The 16,383-nt window shown below is 65.4% G+C and carries 14 protein-coding genes and 1 pseudogene; 6 read left to right on the forward strand and 9 right to left on the reverse strand.

Annotation, left to right across the window (positions count from 1 at the left end; genetic code table 11):
* Positions 1–158 precede the first annotated feature (158 nt).
* From AB4Z48_RS29100 to AB4Z48_RS29110, 3 genes are all read right to left on the reverse strand, one after another.
* Positions 159–1,508: a phosphoribosyltransferase family protein gene (locus AB4Z48_RS29100; RefSeq protein WP_441620411.1), complete on the reverse strand. Its 1,350-nt coding sequence runs from the start codon at positions 1,506–1,508 to the stop codon at positions 159–161.
* Between the two features lie 133 nt (positions 1,509–1,641).
* The gene (gene mgtA / locus AB4Z48_RS29105) at positions 1,642–4,224 is read right to left on the reverse strand and encodes a magnesium-translocating P-type ATPase (RefSeq protein WP_441620413.1); all 2,583 of its coding nucleotides are present in this window, start codon (positions 4,222–4,224) and stop codon (positions 1,642–1,644) included.
* A gap of 111 nt (positions 4,225–4,335) precedes the next feature.
* A complete protein-coding gene (locus AB4Z48_RS29110; protein ID WP_441620414.1) occupies positions 4,336–4,587 on the reverse strand; it encodes a hypothetical protein in 252 nt (83 codons plus the stop codon).
* Positions 4,588–5,063: 476 nt separating this feature from the next.
* Here AB4Z48_RS29110 and AB4Z48_RS29115 point away from each other — a divergent pair, with 476 nt between their 5' ends.
* The 5 genes and pseudogenes from AB4Z48_RS29115 to AB4Z48_RS29135 all read left to right on the forward strand — a co-directional run.
* Positions 5,064–5,399 carry a DUF883 family protein gene (locus tag AB4Z48_RS29115; protein WP_441620416.1) on the forward strand — a complete coding sequence of 112 codons (336 nt, stop codon included), beginning with the start codon at positions 5,064–5,066 and terminating at the stop codon, positions 5,397–5,399.
* Positions 5,400–5,406: 7 nt separating this feature from the next.
* The gene (locus tag AB4Z48_RS29120; protein WP_441620418.1) at positions 5,407–7,707 is read left to right on the forward strand and encodes a heavy metal translocating P-type ATPase; all 2,301 of its coding nucleotides are present in this window, start codon (positions 5,407–5,409) and stop codon (positions 7,705–7,707) included.
* Positions 7,708–8,134: 427 nt separating this feature from the next.
* Entirely contained in the window at positions 8,135–8,338 is a 204-nt protein-coding gene (locus tag AB4Z48_RS29125) for a YgaP family membrane protein (protein WP_267601401.1), read from the forward strand.
* Positions 8,339–8,592: 254 nt separating this feature from the next.
* Positions 8,593–9,102, forward strand: a complete 510-nt coding sequence (locus AB4Z48_RS29130) for a hypothetical protein (RefSeq protein ID WP_441620420.1) — start codon at positions 8,593–8,595, stop codon at positions 9,100–9,102.
* 166 nt (positions 9,103–9,268) lie between these two features.
* A pseudogene (locus AB4Z48_RS29135) lies at positions 9,269–9,460 on the forward strand (hypothetical protein); the annotation flags it as partial.
* Here AB4Z48_RS29135 and AB4Z48_RS29140 read toward each other — a convergent pair.
* The 6 genes from AB4Z48_RS29140 to AB4Z48_RS29165 form a co-directional block, all read right to left on the reverse strand.
* The gene (locus tag AB4Z48_RS29140) at positions 9,450–10,523 is read right to left on the reverse strand and encodes an NAD(P)-dependent alcohol dehydrogenase (RefSeq protein ID WP_441620422.1); all 1,074 of its coding nucleotides are present in this window, start codon (positions 10,521–10,523) and stop codon (positions 9,450–9,452) included. The pseudogene AB4Z48_RS29135 and the gene AB4Z48_RS29140 overlap by 11 nt on opposite strands.
* Positions 10,524–10,696: 173 nt before the next feature.
* Positions 10,697–12,055: an MBL fold metallo-hydrolase RNA specificity domain-containing protein gene (locus tag AB4Z48_RS29145; RefSeq protein ID WP_441620424.1), complete on the reverse strand. Its 1,359-nt coding sequence runs from the start codon at positions 12,053–12,055 to the stop codon at positions 10,697–10,699.
* 11 nt (positions 12,056–12,066) lie between these two features.
* Positions 12,067–12,903 (reverse strand): universal stress protein, encoded by an 837-nt coding sequence (locus AB4Z48_RS29150; protein WP_441620426.1) that lies wholly within the window; start codon positions 12,901–12,903, stop codon positions 12,067–12,069.
* Between the two features lie 64 nt (positions 12,904–12,967).
* On the reverse strand, positions 12,968–13,390 hold the full coding sequence (locus tag AB4Z48_RS29155) for an Hsp20/alpha crystallin family protein (RefSeq protein WP_441620428.1): 423 nt from the start codon (positions 13,388–13,390) through the stop codon (positions 12,968–12,970).
* A 139-nt stretch (positions 13,391–13,529) separates the two neighbouring features.
* Complete coding sequence (locus tag AB4Z48_RS29160) at positions 13,530–14,174, reverse strand: response regulator (RefSeq protein ID WP_441620430.1); 645 nt, start codon at positions 14,172–14,174, stop codon at positions 13,530–13,532.
* The gene (locus AB4Z48_RS29165) at positions 14,171–15,526 is read right to left on the reverse strand and encodes a PAS domain-containing sensor histidine kinase (protein ID WP_441620432.1); all 1,356 of its coding nucleotides are present in this window, start codon (positions 15,524–15,526) and stop codon (positions 14,171–14,173) included. Before AB4Z48_RS29165 ends, AB4Z48_RS29160 begins: the two co-directional genes overlap by 4 nt.
* Before the next feature lie 264 nt (positions 15,527–15,790).
* Here AB4Z48_RS29165 and AB4Z48_RS29170 point away from each other — a divergent pair, with 264 nt between their 5' ends.
* Entirely contained in the window at positions 15,791–16,222 is a 432-nt protein-coding gene (locus tag AB4Z48_RS29170; protein ID WP_441620434.1) for a response regulator, read from the forward strand.
* The last annotated feature ends 161 nt before the right edge of the window (positions 16,223–16,383 follow it).

Below are 16,383 nucleotides of genomic sequence, written 5' to 3' on the forward strand. Positions count from 1 at the left end.
GAAATCCTGATCAAAAGCATAGTCAAGAAAGCATTGCTTGCTGGCGCCCACAAGCAAACTGCTGCCTGCCCAGTCTATTGCGCCGGTATGGTGATAAGCGCCAGCCCCTCCTTGCCCCCGTATCCACCAACGTAAAAAAAGCACAACCCCGGGCATGCCTACACGACAACGATCCGCCCATCGGCAAGCAATTGCGAGAACCAGCTTCCTGTCAGCGCTGCCAGTTCTTCAATCGCTGCGGGTTCCTCGAATACCCTGCCCTCGCCCGCCACCAGCCGCAATTGCCGGGGACAGCGAAGCCTGCCGAACACCAGGTCATTGATCCGAATGCCCTCCGGATCGCTGGCGCCCACCACGAGAAGCGTAGGTATGGTCACCTTGCCCAAGATTTCGGCATCGGCCAGGTCCACGCGTCCCGCGGCAAGGACCAGCGTGCGTAAATCCGTCCCCTCCTCCGCCGCCACGCTCAATGCGGCGGCCGCAGCGGTGCCGGTGCCAAAGCAGCCGAGCGGGAGCGCCGGCAAACGCAGCCGCGCGTGCACGTAGCCTGGCACCGCCTGTATTACCCCGCGCAGCCTGCCGGACAGCATGGCGATGTCCCGGCGCTTCTCCATCCGCATCACCTCTCGTGGCCCGATCAGGTCCACCAGTAGCGTGGCCAGCCCCCTGCCGCGCAGTTTCCTCGCCACATACTGGTTGCGCACGGCATGGTCGTCGATGCCGTTGGCATGTACCATCAGCACCAATCCCACAGGACTGGCGGGGGCGTCGAGCACGCCGTGCAGCCTGATGCCGTCGCACGGGATGCCTACCGGCACAGCGGCCGCCAGGGTTTTCGTTCCGATGGCCTCGGCATTGTGCGGTTCGATATCGCGCCAGAGCAGTGCGCGGACTACTCCGTCGTCCACCTCCGGAAAGCACTGGTAGGCATGGTGGACATCGTGATCTGGCCCGGCGGTGCGCAGGCACACCACCTCATCGGCGCTGGCGCGAACCGCCGCCAGCCCCTGGAGGGTGCCCACGGGAACCGCGCAAACCAGCCTGGCTGGCTGCTGCCTGCGTACCGCGTGGATCGCCGCCATCATGGTGGCGCCGGTGCAGAGTCCGTCGTCCACCAGGATCACGACGCGGCCATGCGGGTCAGGCCGTGCGCGATGCGATGTGTAGATTGCACATTGCTGCCGCAGCAGATCGAGTTTTGTCAGCCGTTCCCGCGCAAAATGCATGGGATCGGGCTGCCCGCCTACCGGGTTCTCCACGCGGTAGGTCCAGCCGTTCTCGGTCACCGCGCCGATCGCGGCGATGCCGTTGGCGGGGCCGGCCAGCTTGCTGACCAGTGCCACATCGAGTTGCCCCTCCAGCGCGTCGGCGAGTCCGCGACCGACGGGTACGCCGCCCTTCGGAATGGCAAGGATCAAGGGATGCTGGCCCCGATATTCGGAGAGTGCCGCGGCTAGCTGCGCTGCGGCTTCCTCCCGCCCCGCAAAGCGGGCAAGTGGCGAATTCATCGATTTGCCTCCCATCCTTCGTGCGGCGGCTGCGCGCTGCGAGCTAGTTCCCGCTTGCGCTCAGAATAGGCCGTAGGCGAAGCCAGTCCTTGTGCTATATCAAGGGTTGGGCCACGGATCCCCGGATAGCGCCTCAGTCAATCGAAAAACGCCGGATCAGCCATCCGCGCAGCGCATAGGTCAGGCAGCAATAGCCGAGGATGATCGGCGGCAGGAATAGCCAGAGCGTGCCCGGCGGGGATAGCAGGCCCAGCGGCGCCGCCAGCGGCGAGTACGGCAGCCAGATGCCGATCAGGCAGATCGTCAATGTGGTGGCAATCAGCGTGGTGCTGCCGCGGCTTTGCACAAAGGGAATGTTCCGCGTGCGAATCACGTGGACGATCAGGGTCTGCGACAGCAGCGACTCCAGGAACCAGCCGGTCTGGAACAGGTGCTGCTGCGCGGGCGTGCTGGCGCCCAGTACCCAGTAGAGCGTCGCAAAGGTGACGTAGTCGAACAGCGAGCTGATTGGGCCGATGCACAGGATATAGCGGCCGAGCTTGCCGATCTCCCAGCGGCGCGGCCGGCCGACGGCATCGTCGTCCACGTTGTCGGTCGGCAGCGCAGTCTGCGAAAAATCGTAGAGCAGGTTGTTGGTCAACACCTGGATCGGCGCCATCGGCAGGAACGGCAGCCAGGCACTCGCGCCGAGCACGCTGAACATATTGCCGAAGTTGGAGCTAGCACCCATGCGCAGGTACTTGAGCAGGTTGGCAAAGACCTTGCGACCTTCGATCACGCCGTCATGCAGGACCAACAGGCTCTTTTCCAGCAGGATGATGCTGGCAGACTCCTTGGCGATATCGGCGCCGCTGTCCACCGAGATGCCCACGTCGGCCGTCTTTAAGGCAGGCCCGTCGTTGATGCCATCGCCCAGTACGCCCACCACCCGTCCGCGCGCCCGCAGGGCCTTGACGATGGCCGCCTTGTGCGCCGGCGCCAGCTTGGCGAAGAGCTGCGTGCGCTCCGCGAGTTCCCCCAGCGCTTGCGACGAGAGCCCGTCGATGTCCGCGCCGAGTACGGCCCGATCCACGTCGAGGCCGACTTCCCGGCATATCTTGCGCGCGATCACCGGGCTGTCGCCGGTCAGCACCTTGACCTCGATGCCGCTGTCGCGCAGGGCGGCCAGCGCCGGTGCCGCGCTATCCTTGGGCGGGTCGATGAACGCGATATAGCCAAGCAGGATCAGCGCGGATTCGTCGGCCACCGAATACGGCTGCGTGTCCGGCGCCGGCGGCAAAAGTTTGTAGGCGATCGCGATCACCCTGAAGCCATCTTCGTTGAGTGCGTTGCAGACCGTCATCAGCGAGTGGCGATGCGAGTCATCAAGCGCCATGGCCTGCCCTCCGAGTTCGGCGCTGGCGCATGCGGCATAGACTTCCTCCACCGCACCCTTGCAGACCAGAAGCCTGCCCTGCGGCCCGTCCACCACAACCGACATGCGGCGCCGCTCAAAATCGAACGGCACTTCGTCTATCTTGCAGTAGCCGCCCTCCTGCCGCAGCGTTTCGCCCACCTCGTCATGCAGGAGCACCGCCTTGTCCAGCAGGTTGTGCAAGCCGGACTGGTGGTAGCTGTTCAAGTAGGCGAATTCCAGCACACGCGCGGTCTCATGCCCCGCCAGATCCACATGCTTCTTCAGGATGATGCGGTCCTGCGTCAGAGTGCCTGTCTTGTCGGTGCACAGCACATCCATGGCGCCCAGGTTCTGGATGGCGCTGAGGTGTTTCACGATCACCTTGCGGCGCGACATGGCAAGCGCTCCCTTTGCCAGGTTCACGGTCACCAGCATCGGCAGCATCTCGGGGGTCAGCCCCACGGCGACGGCCACCGCGAACAGCAGCGCCTCCAGCCAGTTTCCCTTGGTCAGCCCGTTGATCAGGAACACCAGCGGCGCAAGGATCACGATCAGGCCGATCATCAGGCGTGCAAAACGCTGCAGGCCTTGCTCGAACACGGTGCCGGACGTCTCTTCCTCAAGCGAGCGGGCGATGCCGCCGAACACGGCGCGCGGCCCGGTCAGCACCACCACGATGGTCGCGCTGCCGCTGACCACGGCCGTGCCCATCAGCACCATATTCTCCAGCGTGCCAGGTCCGTCGCCGCTAGCGCTCTCCAGCGCGAACTTTTCCACGGGCAGCGATTCTCCGGTGAGGGCCGACTGGTTGACGAACAGGTCCTTGGAAGTCAGCAGCCGGGCATCGGCCGGAACGAGGTCACCTGCCGACAGGTGAACGATGTCGCCCGGCACCAGCGCGCCGATCGGCAGTTCGCTGGTGATGGGCAATGCCCCTGGCTCCGACCGGCGCTGCGTGGTGGCGGTGGTATGCACTATGGCGCGCAACGCCGCAGCAGCGCGTCCGGAGCGGCGCTCCTGCACCGTGGCCAAGCCAACGCTAAGCATCACCATCACGGCAATTACCGCGGCGGCGTCGTAGTCGTGGATAGCTGAGGATACCGCTGCCAGGGTCAGCAGCATCACATTGAGCGGATTGAGCAAACGGCGCAGCAGGTCCAGCACCGCCGGGCGCGGGCGCTCGTGATCCACCAGGTTGGGGCCGACGTTTTGCAGGCGCGCGATGGCCTCGGCGCCTGTCAGCCCCTCCGGGCTGGTATCCAGTTGCTGCAGCAGGGTCGCCGGCGGAATGCCGGCGGCCCGCAGCAGCGCGTCCGGCACGCCGCCGGAGCCTGTCCGTCGGCGCGGTACCTGCCGCGCCTTGCGCCGATGCAGGAGGCTGGCACCGTAGCCGGCCCACCGTTTCGCCCAGGTACTGGATCGCCCGGCCAATCATGATGGCGGCCTTGCCTGTGCTTGCGCAGCACTGGCGTCCCAACTCCCGCCCAGCGCCAAGAACAAGGCCGCGGTGCCCTGCAGCCGCCGGGTCCTCGCCTGCAGGTAGCCGATCTCGGCCTGGTGGTACTGCGCGTCCGCCACCAGCACTTGAAGGTAACCGGCGGTGCCGGCCTGGACGTCGGCCTGCAACTCCTGCAGCACGTTCACCAGCAACTGGTAAGCGAGGTTGGGAATGCCAGGCACCATGGTCTTGCAAGTACGATGTCGCGATCCGTTACGATGCCCATCGCGCGCTGGCCGCCTCCGAATGGCTCTGTCACCATCARCGCACCGACATGGCGGTCGTGCCTCTGCCCCGCGGTGTGCACTTATGCGGGAGATGAACGGCGGACAGCGGGCAACTCTCTTCGATCCTCATCATGCTTCTCCTGGCCTGACCTTGATACGGGCCGATCAAGTCGCCCATGGAGTACATCGGCGATGGCCAGGGGTCGCCAAGGCACGCCGGTGCCGTGCATTCAGTCTAGTGTCGGGCGCTCGGCGGCCATTGATGCAGATCAATCACGCCTGTGGCGCGGAGCGTCCTTCCGGACTTGACGCCGGTCAACCGACGCGCCGGAGCCCTGCCTATAGTTGGAGATACCATTCCGCCATCCCCCRTGGCGGATCCGACACGCCTCATCCCACCGCATTCACTTCGTTGAACCAGCCAGGAGACCGCCGTGAACGACCTCAGATCCGCCCTGTCCGCGCACCGTGCCACGCTACAGCGCGATATCAATGTCCTGTTGTCAGATGTGCAGGCATTGCTGCGCGACGCCGCCGCCTTGACCGGCGAGCAAGCCGGTCAAGCCCGCGAGCAGTTCAAGACACGGCTGGAGACATTGCAACTGCGGCTACGCGAGTTGCAGGCGCAGGGCCGCGAGCAGGTACGGGATTGGGCAGATTCCGGCGAGGAGTATGTACAGGCACACCCATGGCGCGCGCTTGGCACGACCGCAGCCATTGCCGCCGCCTGCGGGGCGCTTCTCGCCATCGCGCTCACCCGCCGCGATTGATCTTGACATGGCGCTCGCGGAGCCTCGCCGCCATCCCTGGCTCGATCTGGGGCTCCTGGCGGCCTCCGCGGTCACGCTAACCGCAGGATCGCTGCTGTATTGGTTCGGATCGGCCGCGCTCGCCCGCACCGTGTGGCTGATCGGCATCCTGCCGGTGTTGGTCGCCCTGAGTGCCGGCACAGTCCTGGCGGCATGGCGCCGCAAAGCTGGGGTCGATGTCCTGGCGCTGCTGGCCATCGGCTTCGCATGGTGGCTTGGCGAGCGCTTCGCCGCGGCCGTGATTGCCCTGATGCTGGCGAGCGGACGCGCACTAGAGAGCTACGCGGAAGCGCGCGCCTCAAGCGAGATGAGCGCCCTGTTGCGCCACGCCCCGCGCGAGGCAAGCCGCTACGAAGAGGGCGAATGGCGGCTGGTGCCGCTGGACCTCGTGCATCCGGGCGACCGCCTGCTCGTACGCGCCGGCGAAGTGGTACCCGTCGACGGGACGCTGATCGAGGCCGCTGACCTGGACGAATCCACCCTGACCGGCGAGGCGATGCCGCAGCGTCGCGCGCCGGGCGAGCCGCTGCATAGCGGCGTGGTCAACGCCGGAGCGCCGTTCGAGATGCTTGCCGGCGCCACGGCGGCACAAAGTACCTACTCTGGCATTGTCCGCCTCGTGATGGAAGCACAGCAAAGCCGCAGCCCGTCGATGCGTATGGCCGACCGCTACGCCCTGCTGCTGGTGCCCCTTGCACTGGTGGTGGCTGGTGTGGCCTGGTTCATTACCGGCGATGCACGGCGGGCGCTTGCGGTGCTGGTCGTAGCGACGCCCTGCCCACTGATCCTGGCGGTGCCCGTGGCCATCGTCTGTGGCATGTCGCGTAGTTCCAGCCGGGGCATCCTGGTCAAAAGCGGCGCCGCACTCGAAAGGCTGGCGCAGAGCCGCGTGCTGTTCTTCGACAAGACGGGCACGCTGACTGCCGGCCATGCCCACGTTTCGGCAATCGAGGCAGCGCCGGGACACGCGCCAGACGACGTGCTGCGCCTGGCGGCCTCGCTGGCACAGGCATCGGTGCATGTGAGTTCCCGCGCGCTGGTGGCCGCGGCACGCGAGCGCGGCCTGGCGCTGGCGTTGCCAGCGCAGGTCTGCGAGGAGCCAGGCGCCGGCCTGAGAGGCATCGTCGACGGACACGTTGTCACCATGGGCTCCTTGGCCCATGTGGCTAAGACAACCGCGCCCAAGCCATGGAGCACGGCGCTGTTGCGGCGAATGAGCTATGAGGGCACGTCGGCCGTCTTTCTTGGCATCGATGGCGCCATGGGCGGCGCGCTGCAGCTCGAGGACCAGATCCGGCTCGACACGCCCCGTGCGTTGCGGTTGCTCAGGCAGGCCGGAATCTGGCGCATGGTCATGGTGACCGGAGATCGCGACGACGTGGCGCAGATGACCAGTGCGATGCTTGGCGTGACGGAAGTGCGCGCCCAGCAGACGCCAGCGCAGAAGCTCTCGGCAATCCGCGAGGCGCAGCGCCACGATACGGTCATCATGGTCGGCGATGGCGTCAACGACGCGCCCGCGCTGGCGGCTGCCGATGTCGGGGTGGCGATGGGCGCGGCGGGCGCCGCTGCGTCGGCGCAGGCAGCAGACGTCGTACTGCTGGTGGACCGCCTGGACCGACTGGCTGAGGCGATCCAGATCGCCCGCCGCGCGCGCCGTATCGCCGTGCAGAGCGTCGTGGCGGGCATGGCGCTATCCCTGGCGGCGATGATAGTAGCCGCGTTCGGCTACTTGCCGCCGCTGGCAGGTGCGCTGCTGCAGGAACTGATCGATGTCGCGGTGATCCTGAATGCACTGCGGGCACGCAAGCCAGGGCCGGACTGGCGGCCCGCGCAAATCACGCCGGCCGAAGCCACGAAACTGAAGGCCGAACACAGCGAACTGAGACAGGTGCTCGGCCAAGTGAGATCGATGGCGGATCGCGTAGCCGGCCTCCCTGGGAGAGTCGCGGCCGTGGAACTCGCGCAACTCAATCAGGCATTGCGCCAGCAATTGCTCGCGCATGAGCTCCGCGACGACGCCAATCTGTATCCGGAGCTGGCGCAACGGCTTGGCGGCAAGGACCCGCTGGCCGCCCTGAGCGGCGGGCATCGCGAGATATTCCATCTGGTGGGCATGCTAGAGCGCATCGCCGCCGACCAGGCGGCGGACGGCCTCGACCTGGAAAGCGCGCAGGAGGTCCGGCACCTGTTGTATGAGCTGAATGCGATTCTGCGTCTGCATTTCGCGCAGGAGGACGAGCTGTATCAGGCGTTGGGCGACGCCTGATTGCCAACGCCGCCGCACATGAGGGCAAAAGAATGGTCGACGACTCGTTCCACCTCGCGCCGCATTGCGCTGGATCAAGCCGCGCGCGGCGTCACCGACAATACTGGAACAATCGGCGCCCGCAGTCAGATTGACACGGACCAAAACCATCATGGCTGGCAAGCGTGTCGTCGCCTGTTCGCCTGCGCGTCAATGAGATGGAAGGCGACTGGGTCTATTGCGAGTCGAAGTGCCCGCGACGCGGCCGCTGACACGGGAGCCGTTTAACGGCGCGGCAGGCACTCCAGCGCTGGTACGCATCAAAGTTGCCATAGATCAACGCCACCGGTAGCCAGCTGGATATATTGGGCTCGTGCAGCCGCCGAATTGCGAAACGAACCCGGCGACGCCGCACCTGTATTTAACGGGCTATCGAAAGGAGGACGCTGTGCAAACCAATATCGGTACGGTTGACCGCACTCTCAGGATCGTCGTCGGCCTGGCCTTGATCGGCCTTGCCGTCACCGGCACGATCGGTGTGTGGGGATGGATCGGCGTGATTCCGGTCCTGACGGGGCTCGTCCGCATCTGTCCTCTCTACAGCCTGCTCGGCGTCAGGACCTGCCCGGCCTCGGGCGGAAAGCCCGGCTGATCCGGCCGACGCCCGCGGCAACGGCCAGGAGTCGCCGCCATTCCCACTGGCGACACGCCATGGAAGGCCCAACGCTCGATGTGGATCAACGAGCGCGGCCGCCACGCTTCAGAAGCATCTCGCAGACGAGTTGCCTGACATGCATGCCCTGCACTCGTCCTTTCCAGCAATGCCAATCCGGGGCTCTTCCCGCGTGGGAATAAGCATGGCGTTGCAGCGGCACAGGGTATGCGCGCCAATCACGGAGAGAGACCATGACGGACCAGACTGACGTCCCACTCGCATACTTCAGCGCCAATTGCGAGGCGGGCCTGCGTGCGCTGACCCTGTTGCAGGAGAGCCGCCAGCGTTTCCTTGAATTCCAGTTGGAAGCCATCCGCAAGGACATCAAGACAACGCGCGAAGTGGGTGCGCAACTTGCCAATGCAAACAACATCGCCGCGCTCGCCGCGCTGCCAGTCACTTTCCTGCGCACCGAAGCCGAGCATTGCGCGCACCTGATGCAAGCGTGGATGAGTCTAGCCATCCACAACCAGACCGCCATCGTCGAACAGATGCGCGAGATCGGCGAGTCCTGGCAGCGATGCCAGGCGATGAGCTTGCAGCAGGCGGGGAATACCGCTTCGATGGTGGCGCCGGTGCAGGAAATATTCGAGAAATTCAGACAAGCCACGGCGTGGAATCCCGCGTTGAACGGCACCGGCGCCGAAGTAGGAGGTGGCGCCGCAGCCAGTTCGCGAAAGAGGCCCGCCCATGCCAGTTGAGCACGCAGGCGAGGCGCCGGCCAGCCTACCTTCATGGCGGATCGCGCCGGTGACCGGCGGCGGGTGGACTGGGTGAAGCCATTTCGATCCGCCTGAGCGACGCCGGATAGCACGTGGCAGCCACTCATTCGCCGGGCAATGACCACGTGCAAACCTGGCTAGACCGCTAGCGCCAGGCTACCTTGCCAGGCACATGGTCACGGACATCCCTGCCGACATTCTCCAGACCAGGATCATGCCTCAGATCCCGGTCGGCAGGCCGGGGCGGCCGGACGAAGTGGCCGCGCTGCAAGCAGACCGTTGCCATGCGAGCCCGCGCGCACCGCAACCGCGGCGTGTGGCAGTGTTCAAGGCGTGATGGCTACCTTCAGCACGCCATCGCGCTGGTTGGCGAACAACTCGTACGCCAATTCGATCTGATCAAGCTTGAACCGATGCGTGACGAGCGGCCCGAGATTCAACCTGTCGCTCTGAATGACCTGCATCAGGCGGCGCATCCGCTCCTTGCCACCGGGGCACAGCGCCGTCAGGATGCGATTATCGCCAAGGCCGCCATGGAAAGCGTCAAGTGGGATGCGCAGGTCGCTTGAATAGACGCCCAGGCTTGACAGCGTGCCTCCCGGCTTGAGCACACGCAACGCGGTCTCGAAGGTCCCTTGCGTGCCCAGCGCCTCGATGGCCGCATCGACGCCCCGGCCACCGGTCAGTTTCAGGATCTCGTCGACCACATCGACCTGATGGAAATTGATCGTTATATCCGCACCCATCTCCTTGGCCATGCGCAGTCGCGTGTCGATGCCGTCTACCGCGATGATCAGGGCCGCGCCGCGCAACCGCGCGCCCGCCGTCGCGCACAGGCCGATCGGCCCCTGCGCGAACACCGCAACCATATCGCCGATCTTGATGCCCGCATTCTCGGCGCCGGCAAAACCGGTGGACATGATGTCCGGACACATCAACACCTGCTCGTCGCTCAGGCCGTCGGGGACGGGAGCAAGGTTCGCCTGCGCATCGGGCACAAGCACGTACTCCGCCTGCGTACCGTCGATGGTATTGCCGAAGCGCCAGCCACCGGCCGGCTTGTAGCCATGTCCGTGCGACTGGCCGTCTTGTGAAGGTAGCCCGTCCTGGCAAGCATAGGAATGGAAGCTGGGGCAGATCGCCCCGGCAATCACGCGCTGCCCTTCCCGGTATCCCTGGACTTCCCTGCCGAGTTTTTCGATCACGCCCACGGGCTCGTGCCCGATGGTCAGGCCGGGCTTGACCGGATACTCACCTTTCAGGATATGAATGTCCGTACCGCAGATGGTGGTGGTAGTGATACGGACCAGCGCGTCAGTCGCGCCGATATCCGGCACTGGCTTGTCTTGCAGGACAATCCGTCCGGGCTCGATAAAGACCGCTGCCTTCATGCTGATCATCGGGTTCTCCTGTTCAAATTAGGTTTCCCCTAGGTGTCATGCGCCCTGGCGATCTTTCGCTGATCGCGGGGCGCGACGGAACCCCCACTGGACGATCGCACCTAACAGTTGCAAGTGTCGTGGTGTGACACAGTCTTGCGAGCCATTTTTCATCATTCCCGTTCCTCCGTTGGCTAGTCCAGCGAATATGAACGAAGATACTCCGGCATCGTGACCGGCCAGCGCAGCTCCCGCTCGATCCGCTGCCGCAGGGCGTCGCTCGCAGCTGGCTCGCCGTGCACCACGAAGGTCTGCCGTGGCGGGCCACCGAAGCCGCCAAGCCATGTCATCAGTTCGTTGGCGTCCGCATGCGCCGAAAGCGAGGTGATTTGCTCCACCGAAGCCTGGATGGCAACCCGCTTGCCGTGGATCCGCAGATCGCGCATGCCCGAGGCTAGCATTGCGCCGCGGGTACCGGCGGCCTGGAAGCCGGACAGCAATATCGTGTTGCGCGCGTCCTGGCCATATGTCTCCAGGTGATGCACCACCCGGCCGCCGGTTGCCATGCCGCTGCCGGCCAGGATGATCTTGGGCGCGCGGTCATGGTTCAGCCAGACGGACTGCTGCATGCTCTGCACCAGGATGGCCAGGTTGCACGCTGCCGTGCAGGCGGCGCGGTCGATCCAAAGTTCGTCGGGGTGCAAGGCAAAGACCGTGGTGGCGTCGATGGCCATCGGGCTGTTGAGGTAGACCGGCACGTGCGGAATGCGATTTTGCTGGCGCAGCTTGTAGAGGCAGTACAGCAGCGCCTGGGTGCGCCCGACGGCAAACGCAGGAATCACCACGCTGCCGCCGCGGCCGATGGTGCGGCTGACGATTTCACCCAGCCTGTCGAGCGGATCGTCTGCGGAATGGGCGCGGTCGCCATAGGTGGATTCCACCAGCAGGTGATCCGCTTCGCGGACGATCTCAGGTGCGCGCATCACGATGTCCTGCTGCCGCCCCAGGTCGCCGGAGAAAACGATCCGCTTGCCGTCCACGTGCAGCGTCACGATGGCCGAGCCAATGATGTGTCCGGCGCGATGAAACTCCACCTCCACGTCGGGCGTCACCCTTACCCGCGTGTCGTAGTGGAGCGGATCGAGCCGGCGCAAGGCGCGCACGGCGTCCGCGCCGTCGTAGAGCGGCAACGCCGGCTGATGCCGCGAGAAGCCCTTGCGGTTGGCGTATTGCGCATCCTCCTCCGCCAGGTGCGCGCTGTCTGGCAGCAGGATCTGGCACAGCTGCGCGGTGCCCATGGTGCAGAACACCCGTCCCCGAAAGCCGTTGCGAACCAGCAATGGCAGGTATCCGCTATGATCGATATGCGCGTGCGTCAGCACCACCGCGTCGAGCCTGGACGGATCGACCGGCAAGCGGTCCCAGTTGCGCAGGCGCAGCGCCTTGTAGCCCTGGAACAGCCCGCAGTCCACCATCACACGGCTGCGTCCAGTGTCGAGCACATATTTGGATCCCGTGACCGTATCTGTCGCGCCGAGAAATTGCAACTGCATGGGGCGCTCCGTCAGTGCGACAACAGCAGTGGCACCGGCGCATGGTGCATCAGCGTGCGCGTGGTGCCGCCCATGATCAGTTCGCGCATGCGCGAGTGCCCGTACCCCCCGGCCACCAGCATGTCGGCCCCCAGTGTCCTAACCACGTCAAGGAGGGTGGAGCCGACCGGCCACGCTTTCTGCTCGTTGCGCACGCCGGCCACGATGCCGTGGCGCTGCAGGTAATGCCGCAAACCAGCCACCGGCTCCGAGTCTGCCTGCGGTTCGCCGCGATCGTCCCAGACTCCGACGATGGTGACGTGGCTGGCGCGCAGCAGCAGAGGCATGGCATCGGCCACGGCCCTGGCCGCCTCACGCTGCCCGTCCCATGCGATTGCCACGTGCCCGCCATGCAGCCGCCGATACTCCGGCGGCACCAGCAACACCGGGCGACCGGCATTGAGCAGCACGTACTCGGCCTCCCCGGCGCCCAGGGATGCCACTTCCTGCGTTGCCACAGGTCGCGCCATCACTGCCAGGTCGGCCACGCGGGCCTCCCGCGCCAGGACCCAGCCGGTCTCCTCTTCCACCACGCGGTGCGAAAAAGGCACGCCCGGCGCATGCGCTGCCATGACTTCGCTCAGGATTTCGCCCTGCCGTGCTGTCTGCGACAGCAGCCTGTGGCGGGACGCCGCCATATACCGCACAGCGTCATCGCCAACACCCCGGATCGGGTCCATGCGCAGGCCGGTGGCGCTGACGCCATTGATATGCGCGCCAAAAGAGGCTGCCAGGTCGGCGGCCATCCTGACGCGCGATGCGCAATCGGGATCCGCTCCGAGCGCGACCAGCACGGTTCGGTAGTCCATGATGTGCTCCGTGTATTGGCTGTATTGGCCAGCACGCCCGTGGGCGGACCCGGAAAACACCGGGTCAGCGGATCGTCACGCGCTGCTGCGGCGAGGCTTCCTTCTTGGGCAGTACCACGCGAAGGACGCCGTTCTCGTAGCTGGCATCCACCTTGCCCTCGTCCACGGAACTGTCCAGCGTAAAGACCCGTTGCATCGAGCCACTGTAGCGCTCGCGCCGGATCACCCGCTCGCCTTCCTTCTGCTCGGAAGACTTCTCCACCTTGGCCGAAATCATCACCGTGCCGCGATCGACGGACACTTCGATATCTTCCTTCCTGGCGCCGGGGATCTCCGCGACCAGGTTGTAGGCCTTGTCGGTCTCGGTCACATCGACCTTGAATGCGAAGCCCCCTTCGTAGTTGCCGCGAAACGCGCGCAACATGCCTTGCAGCATGTCGCCAACCGGTTCGATCGACAGCGGATCGTAGATCCTCAGATTGCTCATTTGTCGCCTCCTTGGAGTGACGGGTCCGCATGAGGCGCGGACCTCCACTTCATGGTGGCACAGCATGCTTGACGCGCCTTGTCTCAGATCAAGCGCGGCGTCGACGGACAGCGAGACGTCGTCGGGGGCCAGGGCTGGTCTAGAGGTCGCCTTCGCCGAACAGGCGATGGCGGATCGCATAGCGCACCAGCGCCGCCTCGCTGGGCACCTGCAGCTTTTCCATCAGCCGCATCTTGTAGGTGCTCACTGTCTTGGCGCTCACGCACAGGCCGGCGGCGATCTCAGTCAACGGCTCGCCCAGCACCAGGCGTCGATAGACCTCCATCTCGCGGTCCGACAAGTGTAGGTGGGGATCCTCGAGATGTTCGTCCTGCAGGCTGTTGGCCAGCTTCTCGGCCATTGCCGGGCTGACGTAGGTGCCGCCCGCAGCGACCTTGCTGATGGCGCTGACCAGTTCCGTGGCGGCGCTTTCCTTGGTCAGGTAGCCCGCCGCCCCAGCCCGGAACGCACGCACCACGTACTGCTCCTCGGCATGCATAGTCAGTACCAGGATACGCAGTGCGGGCTGCTCGACGCGCAACTGCTTGATCAGCTCCAGCCCGCTGCGCCCCGGCATGGAGAGGTCCAGCAAGAGCACGCGGGGCTTGCACTCGCGCGCCATCTGGAGCACGGCGGTGCCATCCACCGCCTCGCCCACCACATCGAAGCCGCCCGCGCGGCTCAGGATATGGCGCAGCCCGTCGCGCACCACGGCGTGATCGTCGGCGATCATCACGGGAATCATGGACTTGCCTCCGCGCTCGCAGTCGTGGTCAATGGGAAACACACGGTCAGGCAGAAGCCTTCGCCAGGCGCTTGCCTGGTCGCCACGGTGCCGCGAAGCAGCCGTGCGCGCTCCCGGATCCCGACCAGCCCAAGCGATACCCGCTCGCCACCGGCAGGTTGCCTGGGGAGATTGCCGCGGCCGTTGTCCCGCACTGTCAGCTCGTAATGTTCCTCCTGGCGAACCAGCTCGATATCGACACGGTCGGCCTGAGCATGCTGCACGACATTGCTGAGCGCCTCCTGCACGATACGGAACACCGCGATGGCCGCCTGCTCGCCGACGTCTTCCTCCTCGGCGGCATGGGTGATGACAGTGATGCCGTAGCGTGCGGAGAATTCCTTCGCCAGCCATTCGATCGCGGGAATCAGGCCAAGCTCGTCCAGCAAGGCCGGGCGTAGGTCCGCGGCGATGCGCCGCACCGAAGCCACGGTTTCGTCAATGACAAGGTGCATGGCTGCAGCTTGGTCCAGTAAGCCGGGCGCGGTTCCAGCGTCCTTGAGGTCGCTGGCGAGAAGAGCAAGGTCCATTTTCAGCGCGCTCAGGCGCTGGCCGAGGTCGTCGTGCAATTCGCGGGCGATACGGCGACGTTCCTCTTCCCGCGAAGCCTCGACCCGGTCGGACAGTTGCTGAAGCTCCTCCCGCGACTGCCGCAAGGCCGTCTCCGCCCGCACCCGCTCCGTCGTGTCCCGCAGGATAACGGTAAACAGCTTGCCGCCGCCCTCCTGCATCTGGGAAATGGAAGCTTCGATGGGAAACTCCGTGCCGTCCTGCCGCAGCGCATGCAGTACCCGCTGCTGGCCCATCTGCCGGTCCGTGACCCCAGTGACGCCGAACCGGCGCACGTGCGTCTCATGGGCCAAGCGGAAACGCGCCGGAATCAGGTCCGCCAGAGGGCGGCCCATCATGTCCGCGGCGGCATAGCCAAACAAATGCTCCGCCATGGGGTTGAACAACACGATTCGCTGGCCTTCGTCCACCGTGATGATCGCTTCCATTGACGAGCGGATGATCCCTGCCAGCCGGGCTTCGCTGCCCTGGGTACGCGCCAGGTTCTCTTCTGCGTCACGCTGCAGCCGCCGCAAGCGCACCAGCAGCAGGGACAGCATCACGGCCACGGCCAGTCCCCAGGCGCCGAGCATCGGCGCGGCCAGGCCCCCAGGCCGTGGGGCAAGCGCGGTGATAAAACACAGCGCCAGCGACATCAACAGCAAGAGCACGGTGCCGCCCACCGCCAGTTCGCCAAGCTTGGCATGAAGCGATGTCTTCGCCGCAGAAGGCAGATTCGGTGAAGGAGGCTCTTTGATCGCCATGGCTGGTCACGGAGTGCTTCTGGATCCTCGGCAAGTCCTGCCGGGGGCCGCCGGAGACTCTCCTGTTAAGGTAGGCTATCCGCGCAAAATGCACACGCAAATTGTGATGCGCCTGTAATTTTGCGAGACGGAAGCATCTGGCGCCATCAGCCGGATAGCCGATGACCCTTGTCAGGCTTTCCTGACAAGGAGGCTCTCTTTCCCGACGACACTCTCAGCCGCCCCTTCTTTCGAGAGGCCCCGCCATTAACCATACTCGGAAGCATGAACCACCCGGCCCGCCCCGACCTCCTGACTGTACTGCTGCTCGAGGACTCTACCCTGATCGGCGCGCGGCAGACCAGGATGTTGAGATCGATCAAAGAGTTGGAACTGCTCGCATTGGCCCGGGATGCGTGCGCGGCCCTGCTGGCAGCACAGATCCTTCTGCCCGATGTCGTCATTCTCAGCCTGAACCGGCACGAAAGATCCTGGCTGAACGTGCTGCAGGACCTGAAGCGGATGCGTCGCCACGTAACGGTGGTCGTACTTAGCAACTGCTCGGTGCCGCCGATGCGTAGTGCCTACCTGCAGGCCGGTGCATCGCTCTTTTTCGACAAGACCACGGAGTGCGACGCGCTGCGCCGCGCCCTGCTCCGCCTGGCAGCGGACAAGAGCGCGGCGACGGGTACGGTCCAGGAGTCCACAGCGGCATAGCCAGCGCGGGGCTCTAGCGCCGCGCTTGGTGCCGGCAGCGAGGGCGAACCACAACAGCGGCCAGTCGGACCGGCTGGGCCCAGGAGACAAAGGAAGCAACCATGTCAGAGTATCTGCAGCGGGCAACACCGGCGGCAATGCCTGTCGCCCCCATCGGTGCT

It is taken from the genome of Cupriavidus sp. 2TAF22 (assembly GCF_052115045.1).
In the GTDB taxonomy this organism is placed as follows: Bacteria; Pseudomonadota; Gammaproteobacteria; order Burkholderiales; family Burkholderiaceae; genus Cupriavidus.